The organism is Pseudomonas sp. TE3644, assembly GCF_056278815.1.
The window spans coordinates 6,780,114-6,800,749 of the sequence record NZ_JBWBQF010000001.1 but is presented as its reverse complement, the minus strand read 5'-3'; the positions used below and the strand labels follow the sequence as shown (position 1 = coordinate 6,800,749).

At 63.7% G+C, this 20,636-nt stretch carries 21 protein-coding genes; 14 read left to right on the top strand and 7 right to left on the bottom strand.

Annotation, left to right across the window (positions count from 1 at the left end; translation table 11 throughout):
* Nucleotides 1–51: 51 nt before the first annotated feature.
* Nucleotides 52–1,056, top strand: coding sequence for a hydrolase (locus tag ACZ9GA_RS30330; RefSeq protein WP_457358515.1), 1,005 nt, complete (start codon nucleotides 52–54; stop codon nucleotides 1,054–1,056).
* Nucleotides 1,053–1,907 (top strand): helix-turn-helix domain-containing protein, encoded by an 855-nt coding sequence (locus tag ACZ9GA_RS30325; RefSeq protein ID WP_457358517.1) that lies wholly within the window; start codon nucleotides 1,053–1,055, stop codon nucleotides 1,905–1,907. The genes ACZ9GA_RS30330 and ACZ9GA_RS30325 overlap by 4 nt, the downstream gene beginning before the upstream one ends.
* Here the strand turns inward: ACZ9GA_RS30325 and ACZ9GA_RS30320 are convergent.
* Both ACZ9GA_RS30320 and ACZ9GA_RS30315 read right to left on the bottom strand, forming a co-directional pair.
* Nucleotides 1,880–2,734 carry a sulfurtransferase gene (locus ACZ9GA_RS30320; RefSeq protein WP_457358519.1) on the bottom strand — a complete coding sequence of 285 codons (855 nt, stop codon included), beginning with the start codon at nucleotides 2,732–2,734 and terminating at the stop codon, nucleotides 1,880–1,882. The genes ACZ9GA_RS30325 and ACZ9GA_RS30320 overlap by 28 nt on opposite strands.
* Before the next feature lie 28 nt (nucleotides 2,735–2,762).
* Complete coding sequence (locus tag ACZ9GA_RS30315; RefSeq protein ID WP_457358521.1) at nucleotides 2,763–3,434, bottom strand: TetR/AcrR family transcriptional regulator; 672 nt, start codon at nucleotides 3,432–3,434, stop codon at nucleotides 2,763–2,765.
* A gap of 218 nt (nucleotides 3,435–3,652) precedes the next feature.
* On the opposite strand from ACZ9GA_RS30315, the gene ACZ9GA_RS30310 reads away from it, so the two are divergent.
* From ACZ9GA_RS30310 to ggt, 7 genes are all read left to right on the top strand, one after another.
* The gene (locus tag ACZ9GA_RS30310) at nucleotides 3,653–5,053 is read left to right on the top strand and encodes a coniferyl aldehyde dehydrogenase (protein WP_457358522.1); all 1,401 of its coding nucleotides are present in this window, start codon (nucleotides 3,653–3,655) and stop codon (nucleotides 5,051–5,053) included.
* 249 nt (nucleotides 5,054–5,302) lie between these two features.
* Complete coding sequence (locus ACZ9GA_RS30305; RefSeq protein ID WP_457358524.1) at nucleotides 5,303–6,832, top strand: flavin monoamine oxidase family protein; 1,530 nt, start codon at nucleotides 5,303–5,305, stop codon at nucleotides 6,830–6,832.
* 15 nt (nucleotides 6,833–6,847) lie between these two features.
* Nucleotides 6,848–7,234 carry a c-type cytochrome gene (locus ACZ9GA_RS30300; RefSeq protein WP_457358526.1) on the top strand — a complete coding sequence of 129 codons (387 nt, stop codon included), beginning with the start codon at nucleotides 6,848–6,850 and terminating at the stop codon, nucleotides 7,232–7,234.
* 16 nt (nucleotides 7,235–7,250) lie between these two features.
* Entirely contained in the window at nucleotides 7,251–7,748 is a 498-nt protein-coding gene (locus tag ACZ9GA_RS30295) for a RidA family protein (RefSeq protein ID WP_457358527.1), read from the top strand.
* A 264-nt stretch (nucleotides 7,749–8,012) separates the two neighbouring features.
* Nucleotides 8,013–8,492, top strand: a complete 480-nt coding sequence (coaD, locus tag ACZ9GA_RS30290; RefSeq protein WP_027980147.1) for a pantetheine-phosphate adenylyltransferase — start codon at nucleotides 8,013–8,015, stop codon at nucleotides 8,490–8,492.
* A 106-nt stretch (nucleotides 8,493–8,598) separates the two neighbouring features.
* The gene (locus ACZ9GA_RS30285; protein ID WP_008364838.1) at nucleotides 8,599–8,850 is read left to right on the top strand and encodes a YfhL family 4Fe-4S dicluster ferredoxin; all 252 of its coding nucleotides are present in this window, start codon (nucleotides 8,599–8,601) and stop codon (nucleotides 8,848–8,850) included.
* A gap of 27 nt (nucleotides 8,851–8,877) precedes the next feature.
* Nucleotides 8,878–10,560, top strand: coding sequence for a gamma-glutamyltransferase (gene ggt / locus ACZ9GA_RS30280; protein WP_457358529.1), 1,683 nt, complete (start codon nucleotides 8,878–8,880; stop codon nucleotides 10,558–10,560).
* A 15-nt stretch (nucleotides 10,561–10,575) separates the two neighbouring features.
* On the opposite strand, the gene ACZ9GA_RS30275 is transcribed toward ggt, so the two are convergent.
* From ACZ9GA_RS30275 to ACZ9GA_RS30265, 3 genes are all read right to left on the bottom strand, one after another.
* Nucleotides 10,576–10,920 (bottom strand): multidrug transporter, encoded by a 345-nt coding sequence (locus ACZ9GA_RS30275; RefSeq protein WP_457358530.1) that lies wholly within the window; start codon nucleotides 10,918–10,920, stop codon nucleotides 10,576–10,578.
* Nucleotides 10,921–11,025: 105 nt separating this feature from the next.
* Nucleotides 11,026–11,838 carry a bifunctional DNA-formamidopyrimidine glycosylase/DNA-(apurinic or apyrimidinic site) lyase gene (gene mutM / locus ACZ9GA_RS30270; protein WP_457358532.1) on the bottom strand — a complete coding sequence of 271 codons (813 nt, stop codon included), beginning with the start codon at nucleotides 11,836–11,838 and terminating at the stop codon, nucleotides 11,026–11,028.
* 30 nt (nucleotides 11,839–11,868) lie between these two features.
* The gene (locus ACZ9GA_RS30265) at nucleotides 11,869–12,681 is read right to left on the bottom strand and encodes an HDOD domain-containing protein (protein WP_457363620.1); all 813 of its coding nucleotides are present in this window, start codon (nucleotides 12,679–12,681) and stop codon (nucleotides 11,869–11,871) included.
* 319 nt (nucleotides 12,682–13,000) lie between these two features.
* Between ACZ9GA_RS30265 and ACZ9GA_RS30260 the strand changes: the two genes are divergently transcribed.
* From ACZ9GA_RS30260 to ACZ9GA_RS30245, 4 genes are all read left to right on the top strand, one after another.
* Nucleotides 13,001–14,197, top strand: a complete 1,197-nt coding sequence (locus ACZ9GA_RS30260) for a class I SAM-dependent rRNA methyltransferase (RefSeq protein WP_008364826.1) — start codon at nucleotides 13,001–13,003, stop codon at nucleotides 14,195–14,197.
* 205 nt (nucleotides 14,198–14,402) lie between these two features.
* A complete protein-coding gene (locus ACZ9GA_RS30255; protein ID WP_457358534.1) occupies nucleotides 14,403–15,569 on the top strand; it encodes an MFS transporter in 1,167 nt (388 codons plus the stop codon).
* 127 nt (nucleotides 15,570–15,696) lie between these two features.
* Entirely contained in the window at nucleotides 15,697–15,915 is a 219-nt protein-coding gene (locus ACZ9GA_RS30250) for a hypothetical protein (RefSeq protein ID WP_457358535.1), read from the top strand.
* Entirely contained in the window at nucleotides 15,912–16,175 is a 264-nt protein-coding gene (locus tag ACZ9GA_RS30245) for a hypothetical protein (protein WP_457358537.1), read from the top strand. The genes ACZ9GA_RS30250 and ACZ9GA_RS30245 overlap by 4 nt, the downstream gene beginning before the upstream one ends.
* A 130-nt stretch (nucleotides 16,176–16,305) precedes the next feature.
* Here ACZ9GA_RS30245 and ACZ9GA_RS30240 read toward each other — a convergent pair whose 3' ends face one another.
* Nucleotides 16,306–17,031, bottom strand: coding sequence for a magnesium transporter (locus tag ACZ9GA_RS30240; RefSeq protein WP_457358538.1), 726 nt, complete (start codon nucleotides 17,029–17,031; stop codon nucleotides 16,306–16,308).
* A gap of 447 nt (nucleotides 17,032–17,478) precedes the next feature.
* Here ACZ9GA_RS30240 and ilvD point away from each other — a divergent pair, with 447 nt between their 5' ends.
* Entirely contained in the window at nucleotides 17,479–19,320 is a 1,842-nt protein-coding gene (ilvD, locus tag ACZ9GA_RS30235; RefSeq protein ID WP_457358540.1) for a dihydroxy-acid dehydratase, read from the top strand.
* A 115-nt stretch (nucleotides 19,321–19,435) separates the two neighbouring features.
* Here the strand turns inward: ilvD and ACZ9GA_RS30230 are convergent, their stop codons facing one another.
* The gene (locus ACZ9GA_RS30230) at nucleotides 19,436–20,494 is read right to left on the bottom strand and encodes an HAD family hydrolase (protein WP_457363621.1); all 1,059 of its coding nucleotides are present in this window, start codon (nucleotides 20,492–20,494) and stop codon (nucleotides 19,436–19,438) included.
* Between the last annotated feature and the right edge of the window lie 142 nt (nucleotides 20,495–20,636).

Here is a 20,636-nt window from a genome sequence, read left to right as displayed (position 1 = left end):
CCGCCAGCGATTGTGGCAACGTAGCGGGTGTTACTGGAGGAAGAAACACCCGTGGACACGTCTACCGCGCAGGTTACTGCGCCTTTCAGCCCCGCCAGGGGGCTGGGCAACCCTCATCTGCAAACCCTCTGGGGCCCGGTGCTGCGCCGCCAACCGGCCCTGGTGCGCGAACGTCAGCGCCTGTGGCTGGCCGACGGCGATTTCATGGACCTGGACTGGCATGGCCCGCACAGCGCCGACAGCCCGTTGGTGCTGGTGCTGCATGGCCTGACCGGCTCATCCAGCTCGCATTACGTGGTGGGCCTGCAACGCGCGCTGGCCGCCCAGGGCTGGGCCAGCGTGGCCCTGAACTGGCGCGGCTGCTCGGGTGAGCCCAACCTGTTGGCGCGCAGTTATCACTCGGGCAGCAGCGAAGACCTGGCCGAAGTCATCGCCCACCTGCGCAGCCGTCGCCCCATGGCACCGCTGTATGCAGCGGGCTATTCGCTGGGCGCCAACATCCTGCTCAAGCACCTGGGCGAAGTGGGCAGCGACAGTCAGTTGCAGGGTGCCGTGGCAGTCTCGGTACCGTTCCGCCTGGACCAGTGCGCCGACCGCATCGCCATGGGCTTTTCCAAGGTGTACCAGGCGCACTTCATGCGCGAAATGCTCGCCTACGTGAAGGATAAGCAACGGCGCTTCCAGCACGAAGGCAAGCAGGATGGCCTGACCACTCTGAGCAACCTGGGGCCGCTGAAGAACCTGCGCACGTTCTGGGAATTCGATGGCAAGGTGACCGCGCCCTTGAATGGCTTCACCGACGCCCACGACTATTACCGCCGCTCGTCCAGCCGTTACTTCCTGGGCGAGAACCGCACCCCTACGCTGATCATCCAGGCGGCGGACGACCCCTTCGTATTCCGCCACAGCCTGCCCCAGGCCAACGAGCTTTCGCCCAGTATCACCCTGGAGCTGCACGAACACGGCGGCCACGTCGGCTTCGTCGAAGGCAGCCTGGGCAAGCCCAGCTACTACCTGGAGCGGCGCATTCCCCAGTGGCTGACGGGGCTGGCATGAACGCCGGCCCGCCGCGCGAGTCGATCCACTTCTGGCAGGCGCCGCCGCTGGCGGGCGTGGAACTGCTGTCGGCGCGCTACATCGAGCAGCGCTTCGTGCCCCATGTGCACGAAGGCTTCGTCATCGGCATGATCGTCGACGGTGCCCAGCGCTACCGGTATCGCGGCGCCGACCACCTGGCGCCCCGGGGCACCCTGGTGCTGATCAACCCTGATGAAGTGCACACCGGCAGCAAGGGGCACGATGGCGGCTGGCTGTACCGCGCGTTTTATCCACAGAACGCTCGGCTGCAGGGGTTGCTGGATGAACTGGATCTGGGCAACGGCGCTACACCTGCATTCAGCGAGACGCTGTACCGGGACAACGACCTGGTGGCGGGTTTCAATCGCCTGCATCAATTGCTGGAAAAGGGTGGCCAGGCCCTTGAGCAGCAGACGCTGTGGCGGGAAATGACCCTGGCGCTGTTCACCCGCCACGCCAAGGTACGCGCCCCGGCAGCGGCCGGCCGTGAGCCACGGGCCATCGCCCGGGCCAAGGAAATTCTGCTTAACCAGCTGGCCGAACCACCGTCACTCGAAGACCTGGCCCAGGCCGTCAACCTGTCACCCTTCCACTTCGCTCGCTGCTTCCGCAAGGCCACCGGCCTGCCGCCCCATGCCTGGCTGATGCAGCAACGCATCGCCCGCGCCCGTGCCTTGCTGCGCGAAGGCTGCCTGCCGCTGGCGGTGGCGACGCAGTTGGGGTTCGCCGACCAAAGCCATCTCAGTCGGCAGTTCAAGAAGGTGTACGGGGTAGGCCCGCGGGCCTACCGCGATGCAGGCAGTCAGTCGCCCTTGGCCAGGGGCCGCTGAGCGTCGGTGATCCACTCGCTCCAGGAACCTGCATACAGCGGCGCCAGCGGATAGCCGGCCAGGCACAGGGCAAAGAGGTTATGGCAGGCCGTCACGCCAGAGCCGCAGTAGGCGACCAGTGACTCGACCGGGCGCCCCGCCAGTTTCTGCTCGAAACGCTGCTTGAGTTCATCCGGTGGCAGGAATCGGTCATCGGCCCCCAGGTTGTCGGTGAACGCGGCGCATTGGGCGCCGGGAATGTGGCCGGCCACCGGATCGATCGGCTCCACTTCGCCACGGAAACGCGGCAATGCGCGGGCGTCCAGCAGGGTCAGGTCGGGCTGGCCAAGGCGCTCCTGCAACTGCCGGGCGGTCACCAGCAGGCTGGCGTCGGGCTTGCCGTGCAAGTGGCCGGGCGTGGTGCTCGGCGCATCCAGGCTCAGCGGCAATCCCGCTGCGTGCCAGGCCTTGAGGCCGCCATCCAGAATCGACACGCCATTGCGCTTGCCCAGCCATGCCAGCAACCACCAGGCCCGCGCCGCGAAGGCACCGGGGCCGTCGTCATACAGCACCACATCGCTGTCGGCATTGATGCCCCAGTGCTGCAGGCGCTCCAGCAAACGACCCGGCTCGGGTAACGGATGACGTCCGGTGACACCCTTGACCACGCGGCCGCTCAGGTCACGCTCAAGGTCGGCGAAATGGGCACCGGCGATGTGCCCCTCGGCATAGCTGCGCTGCCCATAGTCCGGATCTTCAAGGGCAAAACGACAGTCCAGGACCACCAGCGATGGCTGCTCCAGGCGAGCCGCCAGTTGCTGAGGGGTGATCAATTGCGCGATGGGCATGGCAGCCTCCCTGGGTAGATAAACAAGTTTAGTCCGACTGCTCCAGCGCCTGGTTCAACGGCACGTGAAATTCCTCGCACAGTTCGTCCACCGCCTCGCGAAAAGGCAACGTCACGAAACCCAATTCCAGCACCAGCACTTGGTAGACGCCACGCTTCAGGGCCTCTTCGGTCAGGTGCAGGGTGCTTTCGCGGGTGGTGCACAGGAAGCGCATCCAGGAGCTGAGGATAATCCAGGCATTGAGCGTTATCGCCTCCACCTGCATGGCATCCATCTGCAGGATGCCAGCTTCGACGAAGCCCTTGTAGATCAATTGCCCCTGAACGAGGCAGCGCTGGGAAAAAAGTCGATAACGCTCGGCCAGGCCAGGGTCGCTGTCGAGCAGGTGCTCGAGGTCACGGTGCAGAAAACGATAGCTCCACATGGCGGCCAGCACGGCGCGCAGATAGAAGCGTTTGTCTTCCACGGTCGCCAGGCGCCCCGCGGGCGGGCGCAGAAAGCCGTCCAGCTGGGCCTGGTACTGATCGAACAGCACGCTGATGATTTCCTGTTTGTTGGCGAAATGGTAATACAGATTGCCCGGCGAGATTTCCATGTGGGCGGCGATATGGTTGGTGCTGACACTGCGCTCGCCGTGCTGGTTGAACAGCTCCAGACTGTGCTGGACGATGCGTTCGCGGGTCTTGGGGCGGGCAGCCATGCGCAGTTCCTGAGCCATGAAATAATTTTGGATCCACAAACATAATGCCAAAGTGGCATACGCTGGTATACCACTTTGGTACATCGCCGGCGGCTGCCCTGCACCTTGGTGAAGATTACCGGTGGCAACACCGGCCAGCGCAGCCTTCGGCAGCGGCTACAGGTTGAGTTAGAGTATAAGCTCTATTTCACAACAATAACCTGCCACGGGAACCTGTCATGCCGGCCCAACTGCTCGAACCGCTGTTCCAGGCCCAGCGCCAGGCATTCGCCGCCAACCCCATGCCGCCCGCCGCACAACGACGCCAATGGCTGAAAAGCCTGCGCGAGCTGCTGGTAGCCGAGCAGCAGGCGCTGGTGGACGCCCTGCGTACCGACTTCGGTAACCGCAGCGCCGATGAAACGCTGCTGGCCGAGCTGATGCCAAGCCTGCAGAACATCCATTACGCCAGCCGCCACCTCAAAGCCTGGATGAAGCCGTCGCGGCGCAGGGTAGGCGCCGCGTTCCAGCCCGCGTCGGCCAAGGTGGTGTATCAGCCGCTGGGCGTGGTCGGCGTCATCGTGCCGTGGAACTATCCTTTGTTTCTGGCCATTGGCCCCTTGGTGGGCGCACTGTCGGCGGGCAACCGCGTCATGCTCAAGCTCAGCGAGGCAACGCCGGCCACCGGGCTGCTGCTCAAGCGCTTGCTGGAACGGGTGTTCCCCACCGACCTGGTGTGCGTGGTGCTGGGGGAAGCCGACGTGGGCATCGCCTTCTCGGGCCTGCCGTTCCACCACCTGCTGTTCACCGGCGCCACCAGCATTGGCCGCCAGGTAATGCGCGCCGCCGCCGACAACCTCACGCCGGTCACCCTTGAACTGGGCGGCAAGTCACCGGCCATCGTCAGCCACGACGTGCCCCTCAAGGACGCCGCCCAGCGCATCGCTTTCGGCAAGACCCTCAATGCCGGCCAGACCTGCGTGGCTCCCGATTACGTGCTGGTGCCCCGCGAGCGTGTGGATGCCTTCGTCGACGCTTTCCGGGAGACCGTGCAGCGCTTTTATCCACAGGTGCACGACAACCCCGACTACACCTCGATCATCAACCCGCGCCAGTTGGCCCGGCTCAATCATTATCTGGAAGATGCACGGGCCAAAGGCGCCCGGGTGATCAGCCTGTACCCGCCGGAGCAAAGTGTCGGCCGCTGCCTGGCGCCCCACGTGCTGCTGGAGGTCAACGATCAGATGACCGTGATGCAGGACGAAATCTTCGGCCCGCTGCTGCCCATCGTGTCGTATGACCGCCTCGACGACGCCCTTGCCTACGTCAACGGCCGCCCGCGCCCCCTGGCGCTGTACTACTTCGGCTATGACAAGGCCGAGCAGCAACGCGTGCTGGAACACACTCATTCGGGTGGGGCCTGCATCAACGACACCCTGCTGCACGTGGCCCAGGACGACATGCCCTTCGGCGGCGTCGGCCCCTCGGGCATGGGGCACTACCATGGCCACGAAGGCTTCCTGACCTTCAGCAAGGCCAAGGGCGTGCTGGTGAAGCAGCGCTTCAATGCCGCGCGGCTGATCTATCCGCCCTACGGCAAGGCCCTGCAGAAGTGGGTCTACCGCTTGTTCATTCGCTGAGGCGCCCGGCACCTTTTTCGCGCAGCACTTGCCCCAAAACACCGCATGCGCCCAATGGCAGGATTGCGCCGCCCCCAGCCGGCGCAGCTTACCCAAGGGGGCCACAGCGCTGGCATAGGCGTTGCAGAGCCCTTGCCCAGGAAGAAGCTGACCAAACCGCCAGAAACAAGGATGAGCCATATGGATAGTGCTGGGGTAAGCCGACGCAGTCTGCTCGGCTGGATAGGGATGACGGCCGGTGCTTCGGCCATGTACCAGGCAATGAACTCGCTGGCATTCGCTGCCGATTCCGACTACGACGCCCGCTTCGCCCTGAGCGGCGCCCCCAAGGGCACCAAGGTGCTGGTACTGGGCGCCGGGGTGGCCGGCATGACCGCCGCTTACGAACTGCGCAAGGCCGGTTACCAGGTCAAGGTGCTGGAATACAACGCCAAGGCCGGTGGCCGCTGCTGGACACTGCGCGGCGGCGACACCTTCACGGAACTGGGCGGGGCCACCCAGCACTGCCAATTCGAGCCGGGCCTGTACCTCAATCCCGGGCCATGGCGCGTGCCCTACCACCATTACGCCGTGCTGGATTACTGCAAGAAGTTCGGCGTAAAGCTGGAGCCCTTTATCCAGGTCAACCACAACGCCCTGATCCATTCGAGCAAGGCGTTCGGCGGCAAGCCCCAGAAATTCCGCGCCGTGCAGGCCGATTACCAAGGCCATGTCGCCGAGCTGCTGGGCAAAACCATCAAGCAAGGTGCACTGGATCAGGCCGTCACCCGCGAAGACCGGGAAAAGCTGATGGAGTCGCTGCGCGCCTGGGGCGCGCTGGACCACGACAATCAGTACCGCAAATCCCTGGAAAGCAGCCTGCGCCGCGGCTTTGCCGTGGACGCCGGTGGCGGCCTGATGCCCGTGGCCGAGCCTTCGGAGGTCATCGACCGCAAGGCGCTTATCGATTCGGGCCTGTGGCAACACCTGATCGACGGCCAGGAGTACGACTACCAGACCAGCATCTTCCAGCCGGTGGGCGGCATGGACATGATTGCCCAGGCCTTCGCCCGCGAGGTCGGCTCACTGATCCGGTACAACAGCCGCATCACCCAGATTCAGCAGAATGACCACGGCGTGACCGTCACCTGGGAGGATCGCCAGCAGCCCGGCGCCACGGCCAGCGAAAGCGCCGATTGGTGCGTATGCACCCTGCCGCTGTCGATCCTCAGCCAGATCCCCATCAACGTCAGCGCGCCGATGCAGGCCGCCATTCGCGCCGTACCCTACGATGCTTCGGTGAAAATCGGCCTCCAGTTCAAGCGACGTTTCTGGGAGGAGGACGAGCAGATTTACGGCGGCATCAGCTACACCGACACGCCCATCGCCAAGATCAGCTACCCCAGCACCGACTACGGCAAGGCAGGCAAGGGTGTGCTGCTGGGCGCCTACGTGTGGGGGCCGAACGCTTACGAGTTCACCGCCATGTCACCTGCGGAGCGGGTCAGCAAAGCCGTTGAGTACGGCAGCCAGTTGCATCACCAGTACCCCGCAGAGTTTGAAAACGGCATTGCCGTGGGCTGGCACCGAGTGCCTTGGACCAACGGCTGCTATGGCCTGTGGACCGAAGAACTGCGCGCCAAGCACTACAACAACCTGTGTCAGATCGACGGGCGCATCGTACTGGCGGGCGAGCATGCTTCCTACATACCCGCCTGGCAGGAAGGTGCCATCCTCTCGGCTCTGGATGCCAGCAAGCGCCTGCACACCCACATTGTCGCCAGCCAGCGCGGCGCCTAGAGCAAGGAGAGCTCGATGAAATCATTTATGGCCGCCGTCCTCCTCACCCTGGCCGGCCCGGTGCTGGCCGCCACCCCGCCCGCTTTCTCCAGCGGCGAGCAGTTCAATGAGCGCAGCGGCGAAGACCTGTTCCATGCCATCTGCCAGGGCTGCCACATGCCCGATGCCCTTGGCGCGCACGGGGCGGGCGCGTATCCGGCATTGGCCGCCAACCCCAAGCTGGCGGCCGCCGCCTACCCGGTGTACGTGGTCAGCCATGGCCAGGGCGGCATGCCGTCGTTCCGCGAGTACCTGGACGATGAGCAGATCGCCTCGGTGGTCAACTATGTGCGCAGCCACTTCGACAACCATTTCAACGACAACGTCAGCGCCGCCGACGTGAAGAAAATCAGCCAGCCCTGAACAAGGAGTTCACTGCATGCCTATCAAGACCTTATCCGCCCTGACCCTCGCCAGCCTGGTATGCCTCGGCGCCCAGGCCAGCGAAGTGGTGCGGCACAAACTGCCCGGTAATTCGACCTTCCCCATTGCCCTGGCCGTGGAGATCCCCGCCACGGCCACGGTGGTCAATCTCAGCGGTGCCGTGCCGTCGGTCGCAGACGCCAGCGCGCCCAAGGACAGCCTCAACGCCTATGGCGATACCCAGGTACAGAGCGAATCAGTGTTCAACAGCATTGAAAGCTCGCTGAAAAGCCTGAACCTGGGCATGGGCGACGTGATCAAGATGCAGGTGTTCCTGGTGGGCGACCCCGGCCAGGGCGGCAAGATGGACTTCGCCGGCTTCATGAAAGCCTACACCCGCCACTTCGGCACCACCGAGCAGCCCAACCTGCCCACCCGGTCGGTGATCCAGGTAGCAGGCTTGGCCAACCCGGGGTTCCTGGTGGAAATCGAAGTGACGGCCGTGCGTCGCTAGCTGGCTCCTTTAGCCGCAACGGGCTTGAAACTGTATTGCCTGCATCGCGGTAGGAGCCGGCCTTGGCCGCGATGCAGACGACGCGATCCACCGCCCATAGCAGCCTGGCGGCAGCAGCTACGGCTGTACCGAGCGCAAATTCGGCTAGCAATCAGTGATGTGCAAAACTGTCTATAGTCCGATATACCCTGAAGCCCGACTTGGCCGACCGGGAATGCTGCGATACCATCCCAGTCCCCAACGGATTCCCGCCAGGACGACGCGATGAACCGAGTGTTGTACCCAGGTACCTTCGACCCCATCACCAAGGGTCACGGCGATCTGGTCGAACGCGCCTCGCGCCTGTTCGACCACGTGGTCATTGCCGTGGCCGCGAGCCCGAAGAAAAACCCGCTGTTCCCCCTGGAACAACGGGTCGAACTGGCGCGCGAGGTCACCAAGCATCTGCCCAACGTCGAGGTGGTCGGCTTCTCTACCCTGCTGGCGCACTTCGCCAAGGAGCAGGGTGCCAATGTGTTCCTGCGCGGCCTGCGCGCGGTCTCGGACTTCGAGTACGAGTTCCAGCTGGCCAACATGAACCGCCAATTGGCGCCGGAAGTAGAGAGCCTGTTCCTCACCCCTTCCGAGCGTTATTCGTTCATTTCCTCGACCCTTGTCCGGGAAATAGCGGCGCTGGGCGGTGATATCACCAAGTTCGTGCACCCGGCCGTGGCCGAGGCGCTGACCCTGCGCTTCAAGAAGTAGCCCACCCCGGCCGTCCTGCATAAGCGTGCACTGCGCGCGCTTATGCGGCACAATTGCGCACATTAGTGTTCATATCGCCCGGGCCAAGGCCCCGGCCGGAGTACCCATGTCCCTGATCATCACCGACGATTGCATCAACTGCGACGTCTGCGAACCCGAGTGCCCGAACGCCGCCATCTCCCAGGGCGAAGAGATCTACGTGATCGACCCGAACCTGTGTACCCAGTGCGTCGGCCACTACGACGAACCACAATGCCAGCAGGTGTGCCCGGTCGACTGCATCCCACTGGATGAAGCGCACCCGGAAAGCGAAGAGCAATTGATGGAGAAATACCGCAAGATCACCGGCAAAGCCTGATCTTGCGCCCCATGGAGGAATAGCCGCATGCCGAACATCCACTCGCTGTTGTTCGGCGCCCTGATCCTCTGTAGTTCCGCCTTGGCCCAGGCTCAAACCCTGCCGGCTGCGGCGGCCATCGCCAGCCCGCACCCCCAGGCTACCGCTGCCGGGCAGAAGATTCTGGCCGAAGGGGGTAATGCCTTTGATGCCGCCGTTGCCATCAGCGCCACCCTGGCCGTGGTCGAACCGTACGCGTCAGGGCTGGGCGGTGGCGGCTATTTTCTGCTGCGCCAGACCGGTACCCCCGCGGCCTATCGGTTTATCGACGCCCGCGAGAAGGCGCCGCTGGCGGCCCGCGCCGACATGTACCTGCGCGACGGCAAGCAACAGCCGGGCCTGTCGATCAACGGCCCGCTGGCCAGCGGCATTCCCGGCCTGCCCGCCGCCCTGGTCGAACTGGCCACGCACTACGGCGCCCTGCCCCTGAAGGACTCCCTGGCCCCGGCCATCCGCCTGGCCAGCCATGGCTTTGCCGTGGACCGCGTCTACCGCGCCTGGGCCACGGCACGCCTGGCGGCCATGCGCGATGACCCGGAGACCGCGCGGCTGTTCCTGCGCAACGGCGAGGTGCCAGCCCTGGGCGAAGAACTGCGCCAACCGGAATTGGCGCAAACCCTGACGCGCCTGGCCGAACAAGGCCGCGACGGTTATTACGGCGGCCCCACCGCCCAGGCACTGGTGACGGCCGTGCAGGCGGGCGGCGGTATCTGGACCCTCAAGGACCTGGCCGAGTACCAGGTGGCCAGCCGCGAGCCCCTGCGCTTCCCCCTGGCCGACCAGCGTGAATTGATCAGCGCCCCACCGCCGTCCGCCGGCGGCATCGCCCTGGCGCAATCACTGGCGATGCTGCAGCAGCTGCCATGGCGCCAGGCCGATGCAACCCAACGCGCGCATTACGTGATTGAAGTGTTGCGCCGCGCCTATCGCGACCGCAGCCAACTGGGCGACCCGGATTTCATCGCCAACCCGGTCAAGGCCCTGCTGGCCCCCGATTACCTGAAAACCATGGCCGCCAGCATCGACACCCGCCAGGCCACGCCCAGCAGCGCCCTGCCGCCTGCCCCTGCGTGGCGCGAAGGCGAGCACACCACGCATTTCGCCGTGCTCGACAGCAAAGGCAACGCCGTGGCCGCCACCCTGTCGGTCAACCTGCCGTTCGGCGCTGCGTTTACGGTGCCAGGCACGGGCGTGGTGCTGAACGATGAGATGGACGACTTTGCCGCCGACCCGCAGGGCAGCAACGCCTACGGGCTGGCCGGCAGCCAGGCCAATGCAGTGGCGCCGGGCAAACGGCCGCTGTCGAGCATGAGCCCCAGCTTTATCGAAAGCCCCAAGGACTTCGCCGCCTTCGGTACACCGGGCGGCAGCCGCATCCCCAGCATGGTGCTGCTGGCGATGCTGCAATACCTGGACGGGCAGCCTGTGCCCACCTGGCCTGCCGTCCCGCGCTACCACCATCAGTATTTGCCCGATGTGGTGGAGTACGAACCCGGCGCCTTCACCGATGCCCAACTGGCCGAACTGAAGGGCCGGGGCTACAGCGTCAAGGAAACCGGGCGGGCGTATGGCAACCAGCAAGTGCTGCTGTGGCACAAGGACGATGGCAAGGTAGAAGCCGCCGGCGATCCACGTGGCGTGGGTGTTTCCGAGGTAATGCCGACCAATTGACCGGCATTCAAAGCGTTACTGGCGTTTGCCGTAACCATCGCCGGTGCAGCCCAGGCAGCGCACGAAGGCCGCCTTGCCGGGGTCGACTACCAGTGCCTTGCCGGCGTCCTTGACGTTGCCGCCCAAAGCGGTAAAAGGCAGCGACACCACGAATACCACTGCACCCACGGCCGTGGCCGCGACCAGGAATGGCCGGGCGATCACAAGGTCGGCGATCATCGAATAGGCGGGCGGGGCCTGCACCTGGTACACCGGATCGCCACTGCCGCTGCTTTCCTGCAACTCGTCAGCCAGGCTCGGCAGGGCCTGCAGCCCGAAGCACAGCATCAGCGCGAGCGAGAGGGTACGAAAGCAATTCATGGCACAGTCCTTTAGCGAAGCGGCTACTTGGGGCTTGATGAAAAATCCATCTGATTATTCACTATATCAGCCTATCGCCGCTTGTCAGGCTTGTGCCGTAACCGCTTACTTCTGGCAACGCGGGCAATACACGCTGGCGCGCTGGCCAAGCTTCACTTCGCGCAGGGTACTGCCGCACACCTTGCACATCTCGCCGCCACGGCCGTAGGCAAACAGCTCCTGCTGGAAGTAACCCGGCTGGCCGTCACCGCCGATGAAATCGCGCAAGGTGGTGCCACCGCGCTCGATGGCCATGGCCAGGATACGTTTGATCTCGATGGCCAGTTTCAGATAGCGCGCCCGGGAAATCGTACCCGCCTCGCGACGCGGATCGATGCCGGCGGCAAACAGCGCCTCGGTGGCGTAGATGTTGCCCACCCCCACCACCACGGCGTTGTCCATGATGAACGGCTTCACCGCCATGCTTTTGCCGCGCGACAGCTGGAACAGCCGCTCGCCGTCGAACAGCGCGGTCAGCGGCTCCGGGCCCAGGCGCACCAGCAGTTCGTGGTTGAGCGGGTCCAGGCTCCACAGCATGGCGCCAAAGCGGCGCGGGTCGGTGTAACGCAGCGCCAGCCCCGACTCCAGTTCGATGTCCACGTGTTCATGCTTGAGCGCCGGCAACCCGGATTCCACCAGGCGCAGGTTGCCCGACATGCCCAGATGGCTGATCAACGTGCCCACTTCGGCGTTGATCAGCAGGTATTTGGCCCGCCGCTCCACGCCGATGATCTTCTGCCCCGACAGGCGCACGTCCAGATCCTCGGGGATCGGCCAGCGCAGGCGCCGGTCACGCACGATCACACGGCTGACCCGCTGGCCTTCCAGGTGCGGCGCTATACCACGGCGGGTCGTTTCGACTTCAGGTAATTCAGGCATGGACGGCTCTAGGCAAGGAACCGGGCGAGGTCAGCGCGCGCCCAGTTCGCGGATGGATTCCTTCAGGTTCTCGAAGTCGTAGTCCGACAGGCCCACGTAATCGAGCACCAGATGGCTGATGCTGTCCCACTCGTGGTCAGCGTTCTGGTTACCCAGCACGCGGTACGAGGAACAGATGTGTTCAGCCATCTTCAGGATTGCCAGCAGGTTTTTCAACTGGCTGTTGCGGTTGGAGTCGTCGCTGAAGATCGCCAACGCGTTGTGGTGGTTGGCGATGGCGTTGCCCAGGTGCTCGGGCAGGCGCCACGACTTGGCGGTGTAATAGCCCACCACCGAGTGGTTGGTGTTGTACACCCGGTTCTCGGTGTCCACCACGCGCAGCTCGGGGCCGGCGTTGGCGTAGGCCTGCTCCAGGGTGTTCATGTAATCGGGGAAGCGCTTGAGCATCAACGGAATGCCGCAGTCATGGAACAGCCCCAGCGCATACGCCTCGTCCACCGCCTGGGAGCCAATGCGCTTGGCCAGGGTCAGGCAGGTCATGGCCACGTCCTGGGCGGTGTCCCAGAAGCGGTTGAGGGTAACGATGGTCTCGTCGCTCATCTCGCCCTTGATCGATTGGGCATTGATCAGGTTGATCACCGAGCGGCTGCCCAGCAGGTTCACCGCGCGCTGGATGGAGGCGATCTTGTTGGTCAGGCCGTAATACGGCGAATTGACGATCTTCAGCAGGGCACCGGACAGCCCCGGGTCCTGCGCTATCAGACGAGCGATCACTTCCAGGTCCGGGTCGGGCATGTACTGCTCCATCTGCAGATCCACCATGATCTGCGGTTGAGGCGGCACACTGATCCCTTGCAAGGCCTGCTGGATCTGTTCTTCCGATAACTCTTGGGACATACGTACTTACTCTGGGATGAGGGGCGATTTTAACCTCTCAGAGGCGGGGTGACACAACCGCTAGCTATTTTCTTCATGATCGGCGGCGCTATTTCCGTAGCCGCTGCCGCAGGCTGCGCTGGCCCTGTGCCTCGCTGGAGATTTCCAGTGCAGGGTAGGGCCAGCGCAGCCTGGCGGCAGCGGCTACAGGTCCGTCGATCTTGGGGGGGACCCGGCTTCGGCGTTCCACGCTATACTCCCGCTCTTTTTTCCCCGGAGCGACTTCATGTCCCTGCCCAGCCTTCGCCTCAAAGCCAATGCCGACCGCCGCCTGCGCGCCGGTCACCTGTGGGTCTACAGCAACGAGATCGACGTAGCCGCCACGCCCCTGCATGGTTTCAAGGCCGGCGATCAGGCCGTGCTCGAAGCTGCCGGTGGCAAGCCGCTGGGCATCGTCGCCATGAGCCCCAACAACCTGATCTGCGCCCGCCTGCTGTCGCGCGACGCCAAGCTGCCGCTGGACAAGTCGCTGCTGGTGCACCGCCTCAACGTTTGCCTGTCGCTGCGCGAGCGCCTGTTCGACAAGCCGTTCTACCGCCTGGTGTACGGCGACTCCGACCTGCTGCCAGGCCTGGTTGTCGACCGTTTCGGCGACATTCTGGTGGTTCAGCTGGCCTCGGCCACCATGGAACAGCACAAGGCCGACGTCATGGCCGCACTGATCCAGGTCATCAAGCCAAGCGGCATCCTGTTCAAGAACGACTCGGCCGCCCGTGACGCCGAAGGCCTGGAGCGCTATGTGGAAACCGCCTTCGGCGTGGTGCCGGAGTGGGTCGACCTGGAAGAAAACGGCGTGAAATTCCAGGCCCCGGTCATGGAAGGCCAGAAAACCGGCTGGTTCTACGACCACCGCATGAACCGCGCCCGCCTGGCCCCGTACGTCAAAGGCAAGCGCGTGCTCGACCTGTTCAGCTACATCGGTGGCTGGGGCGTACAGGCCGGTGCCTTCGGCGCCAGCGAAGTGTTCTGCGTCGACGCCTCGGGCTTTGCCCTGGACGGCGTTGAGCGCAACGCCGCCCTCAACGGTTTCGCCGAGAAAGTCACCTGCGTCGAGGGCGACGTGTTCGAAGCCCTGAAACAGCTGAAGGCTTCCGAAGAGCGCTTCGACGTGATCGTCGCCGACCCGCCCGCCTTCATCAAACGCAAGAAAGACCTGAAAAACGGCGAAGGCGCCTACCGTCGCCTGAACGAACAGGCCATGCGTCTGCTGAGCAAGGACGGCATCCTGGTCAGCGCTTCGTGCTCCATGCACCTGCCCGAAGACGACCTGCAGAACATCCTGCTGACCAGCGCCCGCCACCTGGACCGCAACATCCAGCTGCTGGAACGCGGCGGCCAGGGCCCGGACCACCCGGTGCACCCGGCTATTCCGGAGACGCGCTACATCAAGAGCATTACGTGCCGGTTGCTGCCTAACAGCTAAAGCAGATACGCCGGACCCTGTAGCCGCTGCCGCCAGGCTGCGCTGGCCCTATGCCTCACCGGAAATATCCAGTGAGGCATAGGGCCAGCGCAGCCTGCGGCAGCGGCTACGATAATTCCTACAAAAATTTAGGAAATTTCGCTAACTCGCCGCTATCGCCTCCGATCGCGCATCCCCGTAGCCTTGATCCAAAAAGGCTCACGTCATGCCCGTCACGCAAAAACGCTCCATCCTTACTCTGCTTCTGGCCATGGTCCTGCTCGGCGTCTTCCCCCTCGACGTCATCCTCCCCTCGTTCCCTGCCCTGTCCGATCACTTCGCCACGCCTTCCAGCGAAATAGCCCTCTCCATCAGCCTGTTCGCCCTGGGCGTCGCCATCTCGCAATTCTTTCTCGGCCCGCTGTCGGACCGAATCGGCCGCAAGGGACTGCTGGTCCTGGGGCTGGCCATTTCCATCCTCGGCGCAGTGGGCTGCGCCAACACCACACAGTTCATCCCCTTCATGATCTTCCGTACCCTGCAAGCCATCGGCTGCGGCTGCTTCGTGCTGCTCAACGCGCTGGTACAAGACCTGTTCCAGGATAAAGAACGCGAACGCACCCGCATTCTGGTCACCAGCGCCAGCGGCGTTTTCATCTCCACTTCGCCCTTGGTCGGTGCTCTGCTGCAGCATCTGGCCGGCTGGCAGGCCAGCTTCTATCTGTTCGCCCTGATCGCCCTGCTGGTACTGATCCAGGCCGTCCGCATCCTGCCGCCCACCCGCGGCGCCAATCGTCAGAGCAAAGGGCTGATCGGCGCCTACCGCGAACTGCTTGGGCACCCCGCCTTCATGGGCTTCTCACTGATCGCCGCCATCGCGTTCACCTGCCACTTCGCCTTCATCGCCACCTCACCGCTGATCTTCCTCGAGCACTTGCAGCTCACCCAACTGCAGTTCGGCCTGACCCTGCTCAGCTACGGCGTTGCCTACGTAGTAGGCGGCCTGATCGCCAGCCGCATGAGCCGCCACGTCAGCCACCGCCTGCAACTGAACACTGGTCTAACCCTGATCGGCCTGGCCGGCGTGACGATGCTGGCATTGTCCGCCCTCACCGAGCGCAGCGTGGCCACCGTATTGCTGCCCATGATGATCTGCACCGCCGGCACCACCATCGCCCGCCCAGCCGCCACGTCCCGGGCAATGGAGCTGGTACCGGCAAGCGCCGGGGCGTCGGCCTCGGTATTGAATACGCTGGTATTGGCGGCGGGTGGGGTGGGGAGTGCGGCGATCAGTTTGGTGACCGGGGATTTTGAATGGGTGCTGGGAATAATCTTTTTGGTGCTCTGCCTGGCAGGTCTCACCACCGTCACGCGCCTGTACGCAAAACCGTAGCCGCTGCCGCCAGGCTGCGCTGGCCCTCAATGCTTCGGAGATATCCGACATCCATTTCAGAACCGCCTGAATTTCTTCCCAACCGAGCGAAACCTATACTCGTTGCCCCAATACAGCAGGAAGCACCATGGCCAGCCTCACACTGGAACTCAGTGACGAAATCAATGACTGTCTCACGCAGATAGCAAAACGAAACTGCATCACCAAGGCGGAAGCGATGAAACGTGCATTCGCCCTCCTGGCCCTGGCGGATCGACAGAAACAACTGGCTGGCTGCTCGCTGGGGATCATTCGCGAGCGAGAGGACCATACCTTCGAGGTAGTTGGGCGGGTAACTGGGGTATGAGCTCGACGCCATCGAACCCCGAGCTTGACCTGGCAAATATCTTTGCCCGCGAAAGCGGCATTCAGCTGAAGGAGCATGACCGCTTGAGGTTTGCTCGGCAGATTCTCGTTTCACTGCTTCTGCTGTGCGCCGGAATATTCATTGCCTACGGATTGGACCCCGACAGCAAGGCGATGCAGCAGATGTTCGAGCTGGTAAAAATTGGCGCGCTCCCGCTCATCACTCTTGTGATCTCGTTCTATTTCCCCAAGAGCCCGTGACAAGTGCCACGAACCACCGTAGCCGCTGCCGCCAGGCTGCGCTGGCCCTACTCCGCACTGGAGATTTCCGGCGAGGTACAGGGCCAGCGCAGCCTGCGGCAGCGGCTACGGTCAGCAGCGAGCGCCTAGGTCACAGCTGCAAAACCACCGACGCGATCCCGAAGTACACCAACACCCCCGCCGCATCGGCAATAGAAGTGATCAACGGCCCGCTGGCCACCGCCGGGTCCATGTTCAGGCGGCTGAACAGGAAGGGCAGGCTCATGCCGATGACGCTGCCCACCAGCACGATCACCAGCATGCTGCTCGCGACCACCATGGAGATGTCCCAGCCGCCACGCGCTGCGCCCAACAGGGCAACGGCCACGGCCATTGTCACCCCCAAAGCGAGCGCCACCGAGCATTCGCGCCACAGCAGGCGCAGCCAGTCTTTCATCACCACTTCGCCGGTGGCCAGGGCACGCACCATCAGGGTGGCCGACTGGGCGCCGGCATTGCCGCCGCTGTCCACCAGAAGGGGCAGGAAGAACACCAGTACGATGTTGGCGGCGATCACGTCTTCGAAGGCCGCGATGCCGGCGCCCGAGAACAGGTTGCCGAACACCAGCAACACCAGCCACAGCACGCGCTTGCGGTACAACAGGCCGACGGTTGCGGTGCTGAGGTTGCCCAGGGGCGTGGAGATCAGCGCACCTTTGTGGAAGTCCTCGGTGGCTTCCACCGCAGCCTCCGTTTCGAGGCGGCTGAGGACGTCCGCGCGCTTTTCTTCAGGCAGCGCCTGCAGGTGGGCAGCGATGTCGGCGGCGGACAGGTGGGTCAGGGATGCATCGTGTTGCGCAAAGTCGAAGGTAGTCATTGTGTCTCTCCAGGCGGCGCAGGGCTGCCTGGCGAGCGGACGCGTCAGCTCACAGGCAGGCCCGCCGCCGCTGCGGTCGGTGCCAGGATGTGGTTCTCGAAGGAACTTAAACTGGGGTGGTCCATTGGGTGTTTTCTCGTCAGCCGCACATGCGGCGCAGGGATAGTAGTCAGTGCACAACGACAAAAACAGCCATCGGCGCAAAATCAGAAATGTCCTACAAGCAGCCCCCTGATCGGTCTCGCCATTCCATCCCGCCGCCAGCGGTGTAGAATCGGCTTATTCATCGCCAATCATCCCCCGGCGGGTTTATGAGCTCCGGTCGAGCGCGCAGCGATCCTGCAACGCCACCGACCTCATCCGCAGCGGCAGCTACCTGTCGCCGCTGCAAAGGACAAGAGAAGCTCACTCCCTTACTGATACCTGATTAGCCGCCCGGAGTGCTCCATGCCTGACTATCGTTCGAAAACGTCCACCCACGGCCGCAACATGGCCGGCGCCCGCGCCCTGTGGCGCGCCACGGGGATGAAAGATGCCGACTTCAAGAAGCCGATCATCGCCATCGCCAACTCGTTCACCCAGTTCGTCCCGGGGCACGTGCACCTGAAGGACCTGGGCCAACTGGTAGCCCGCGAGATCGAACGCGCCGGTGGCGTGGCCAAGGAATTCAACACCATCGCCGTGGACGACGGCATCGCCATGGGCCATGACGGCATGCTGTATTCGCTGCCCAGCCGCGAAATCATCGCCGACTCCGTGGAGTACATGGTCAACGCGCACTGCGCCGACGCCATCGTCTGCATCTCCAACTGCGACAAGATCACCCCCGGCATGCTGATGGCCGCCCTGCGCCTGAACATCCCGGTGATCTTCGTGTCCGGCGGCCCGATGGAAGCCGGCAAGACCAAACTGGCCAGCCATGGCCTGGACCTAGTCGACGCCATGGTCATCGCCGCCGACTCCAGCGCTTCTGACGAGAAAGTCGCTGAGTACGAGCGTAGCGCCTGCCCTACCTGTGGTTCGTGCTCGGGCATGTTCACCGCCAACTCCATGAACTGCCTGACCGAAGCCCTGGGCCTGGCCCTGCCGGGCAACGGTTCGACCCTGGCCACCCACAGCGACCGCGAGCAGCTGTTCCTGCAGGCCGGCCGTACCATCGTCGAGCTGTGCCAGCGTTACTACATCGAGAACGACGACTCGGTGCTGCCGCGCAACATCGCCAACTTCAAGGCGTTCGAGAACGCCATGATGCTGGACATCGCCATGGGCGGTTCCACCAACACCATCCTGCACTTGCTGGCCGCCGCCCAGGAAGCCGAGATCGCCTTCGACCTGCGCGATATCGACCGTCTGTCCCGCGTTGTGCCACAGCTGTGCAAAGTGGCGCCGAACATCCAGAAGTACCACATGGAAGACGTGCACCGCGCCGGCGGCATCTTCAGCATCCTCGGCTCGCTGGCCCGTGGCGGCCTGCTGCACACCGACCTGCCGACCGTGCACAGCCGCAGCATGGAAGAAGCCATTGCCAAGTGGGACATCACCCAGACCGACGACGAAGCGGTGCACCACTTCTTCAAGGCAGGCCCGGCCGGTATCCCGACCCAGACAGCATTCAGCCAGTCGACCCGTTGGGAAAGCCTGGACGACGACCGTGAAAACGGCTGCATCCGCAGCTTCGAGCACGCCTATTCGAAAGAAGGCGGCCTGGCCGTGCTGTACGGCAACATCGCCCTGGACGGCTGCGTGGTGAAAACCGCCGGCGTGGATGAGTCCATCCATGTGTTCGAAGGCAACGCCAAGATCTTCGAAAGCCAGGACAGCGCCGTACGCGGCATCCTCGCCGACGAAGTGAAGGAAGGCGACATCGTCATCATCCGCTACGAAGGCCCGAAAGGCGGCCCGGGCATGCAGGAGATGCTGTACCCGACCTCGTACCTGAAATCCAAAGGCCTGGGCAAGGCCTGCGCCCTGCTGACCGACGGTCGTTTCTCGGGCGGTACCTCGGGCCTGTCCATCGGCCACGCTTCGCCGGAAGCCGCTGCTGGCGGCGCCATCGGCCTGGTGCAGGACGGCGACAAGGTGCTGATCGACATCCCGAACCGTTCGATCAACCTGCTGGTCAGCGATGAAGAACTGGCGGCGCGCCGCGTGGAACAGGACAAGAAAGGCTGGAAGCCGGTCGAAATCCGCCCACGCAAAGTGACCACCGCACTGAAGGCCTACGCCCTGCTGGCGACCAGCGCCGACAAGGGCGCGGTGCGCAACAAGGCGATGCTGGACGGGCTGTAAGCTTCCCCTCCCCCCTTTGTGGGACCGGGCGAAGCTCGGGAAAAGAACACCGCGCAGCAACAGATACATCGCGGTTATGCCTTCCCGAGCTGCGCCCGGTCCCACAGGGATGGGGTTACTGGATCTCTTCAGGCTTCACAATCACCCAATTCTTGTCCGCCGTCACCGGCAACCCTTCCTGGGCCTGCGCCGCCGCGTTCTTGCTGATCATGCCGTTCAACTGGTCCATGTACTTGGCCTTGCGGTTCACCCACAAGTGCACCCCGCCCTTGGCCACGTCCACACTGTGGAACAGCATGTAGCCGTCGCTCGACGGTGTGTCGCCACCCACCAGCACCGGTTTCTTCCACTGATCGATATAGGTCAGGATCGCCGCCTGCTTGCCGGCCATCCAGGTCGCCGGGGTCCACAGGTACGGGGTCAGCACCATGCCCATATTGGCCTTGGGATCATACTTGCCGGCTCCGATCTGCTTGCGCGCCGTGGTCAGCTCGCCGGTCTTGGGGTCTTTCAACAGGGTGGTGACGCCAATCACGTTCTGCGGTTTGACGTTGTAGCCATACTTGGGATCGGCCGCCACCATGCGCACCAACTCCTCCGAGGCCGCCGTCATCACGTACACCTCGATGCCGTTTTCCATCAGCTTGTTGTACAGCTCGGTCTGGCCGGTGAACACCTTGGGCGGCTCGACGTTCATGGTCTTGACCACATCGCCTTCGAAATAGGTGGCAGGCACCGGCTTGCCGGAGGCCATCATCTCGTCCACGTAGCCCTTGAGCTCGGTGAGGGTGAAGCCGGAGAACACCTGCGCCACCCACGGATAGCAGACCATGTCGTCCACTTCGCACAGGCGGTAGTAATAACTGAACAGGCTTTCCTTGTGCTCGGCGGTGTCCTTGAACGGGATCAGTTTCAGCGACGGGTCAAGCTTCTCGCGGGTCAGTACGCCCTTGTTTTCCAGGTACGGCAGCAGCGACTCTTCCAGGTCGTAGCGGTAGCTGGTGTTGTCCATGTCAAACACCGCGTAATTGCCCTTGTGGGCATTGGCGGCAATCATCGCGTCGAGCTGTTTGGCCTGTGCCGCCGGCCAATGCTTGAGCTCGGTGGCGGCGAAGCCCGGGCTGGCCAGCGCCAGGCCCAGGGTGACGGCAAGCAGATTACGCAGTGGCTTCATCATTGATGCTCCCCAGTAAGATCCGATGGACCGTAGCAAATGCTCATGACAAAACACGCTTGAACGCGACCGCCAGGGGCCGGATCGCGTCATGGGTTTATCCGTGCGCGACCACTGCTTATTCCAGAAACGACTATCGACA

Excerpts from the sequence above, each read along its gene's own strand:
- ACZ9GA_RS30325 (WP_457358517.1), top strand. The coding sequence starts at position 1,053 with ATGAACGCCGGCCCGCCGCGCGAGTCGATCCACTTCTGGCAGGCGCCG.
- ACZ9GA_RS30320 (WP_457358519.1), bottom strand. The coding sequence starts at position 2,734 with ATGCCCATCGCGCAATTGATCACCCCTCAGCAACTGGCGGCTCGCCTG.
- ACZ9GA_RS30315 (WP_457358521.1), bottom strand. The coding sequence starts at position 3,434 with ATGGCTGCCCGCCCCAAGACCCGCGAACGCATCGTCCAGCACAGTCTG.
- ACZ9GA_RS30310 (WP_457358522.1), top strand. The coding sequence starts at position 3,653 with ATGCCGGCCCAACTGCTCGAACCGCTGTTCCAGGCCCAGCGCCAGGCA.
- ACZ9GA_RS30305 (WP_457358524.1), top strand. The coding sequence starts at position 5,303 with ATGTACCAGGCAATGAACTCGCTGGCATTCGCTGCCGATTCCGACTAC.
- ACZ9GA_RS30300 (WP_457358526.1), top strand. The coding sequence starts at position 6,848 with ATGAAATCATTTATGGCCGCCGTCCTCCTCACCCTGGCCGGCCCGGTG.
- ACZ9GA_RS30295 (WP_457358527.1), top strand. The coding sequence starts at position 7,251 with ATGCCTATCAAGACCTTATCCGCCCTGACCCTCGCCAGCCTGGTATGC.
- coaD (WP_027980147.1), top strand. The coding sequence starts at position 8,013 with ATGAACCGAGTGTTGTACCCAGGTACCTTCGACCCCATCACCAAGGGT.
- ACZ9GA_RS30285 (WP_008364838.1), top strand. The coding sequence starts at position 8,599 with ATGTCCCTGATCATCACCGACGATTGCATCAACTGCGACGTCTGCGAA.
- ggt (WP_457358529.1), top strand. The coding sequence starts at position 8,878 with ATGCCGAACATCCACTCGCTGTTGTTCGGCGCCCTGATCCTCTGTAGT.
- ACZ9GA_RS30275 (WP_457358530.1), bottom strand. The coding sequence starts at position 10,920 with ATGAATTGCTTTCGTACCCTCTCGCTCGCGCTGATGCTGTGCTTCGGG.
- mutM (WP_457358532.1), bottom strand. The coding sequence starts at position 11,838 with ATGCCTGAATTACCTGAAGTCGAAACGACCCGCCGTGGTATAGCGCCG.
- ACZ9GA_RS30260 (WP_008364826.1), top strand. The coding sequence starts at position 13,001 with ATGTCCCTGCCCAGCCTTCGCCTCAAAGCCAATGCCGACCGCCGCCTG.
- ACZ9GA_RS30255 (WP_457358534.1), top strand. The coding sequence starts at position 14,403 with ATGCCCGTCACGCAAAAACGCTCCATCCTTACTCTGCTTCTGGCCATG.
- ACZ9GA_RS30250 (WP_457358535.1), top strand. The coding sequence starts at position 15,697 with ATGGCCAGCCTCACACTGGAACTCAGTGACGAAATCAATGACTGTCTC.
- ACZ9GA_RS30245 (WP_457358537.1), top strand. The coding sequence starts at position 15,912 with ATGAGCTCGACGCCATCGAACCCCGAGCTTGACCTGGCAAATATCTTT.
- ACZ9GA_RS30240 (WP_457358538.1), bottom strand. The coding sequence starts at position 17,031 with ATGACTACCTTCGACTTTGCGCAACACGATGCATCCCTGACCCACCTG.
- ilvD (WP_457358540.1), top strand. The coding sequence starts at position 17,479 with ATGCCTGACTATCGTTCGAAAACGTCCACCCACGGCCGCAACATGGCC.
- ACZ9GA_RS30230 (WP_457363621.1), bottom strand. The coding sequence starts at position 20,494 with ATGAAGCCACTGCGTAATCTGCTTGCCGTCACCCTGGGCCTGGCGCTG.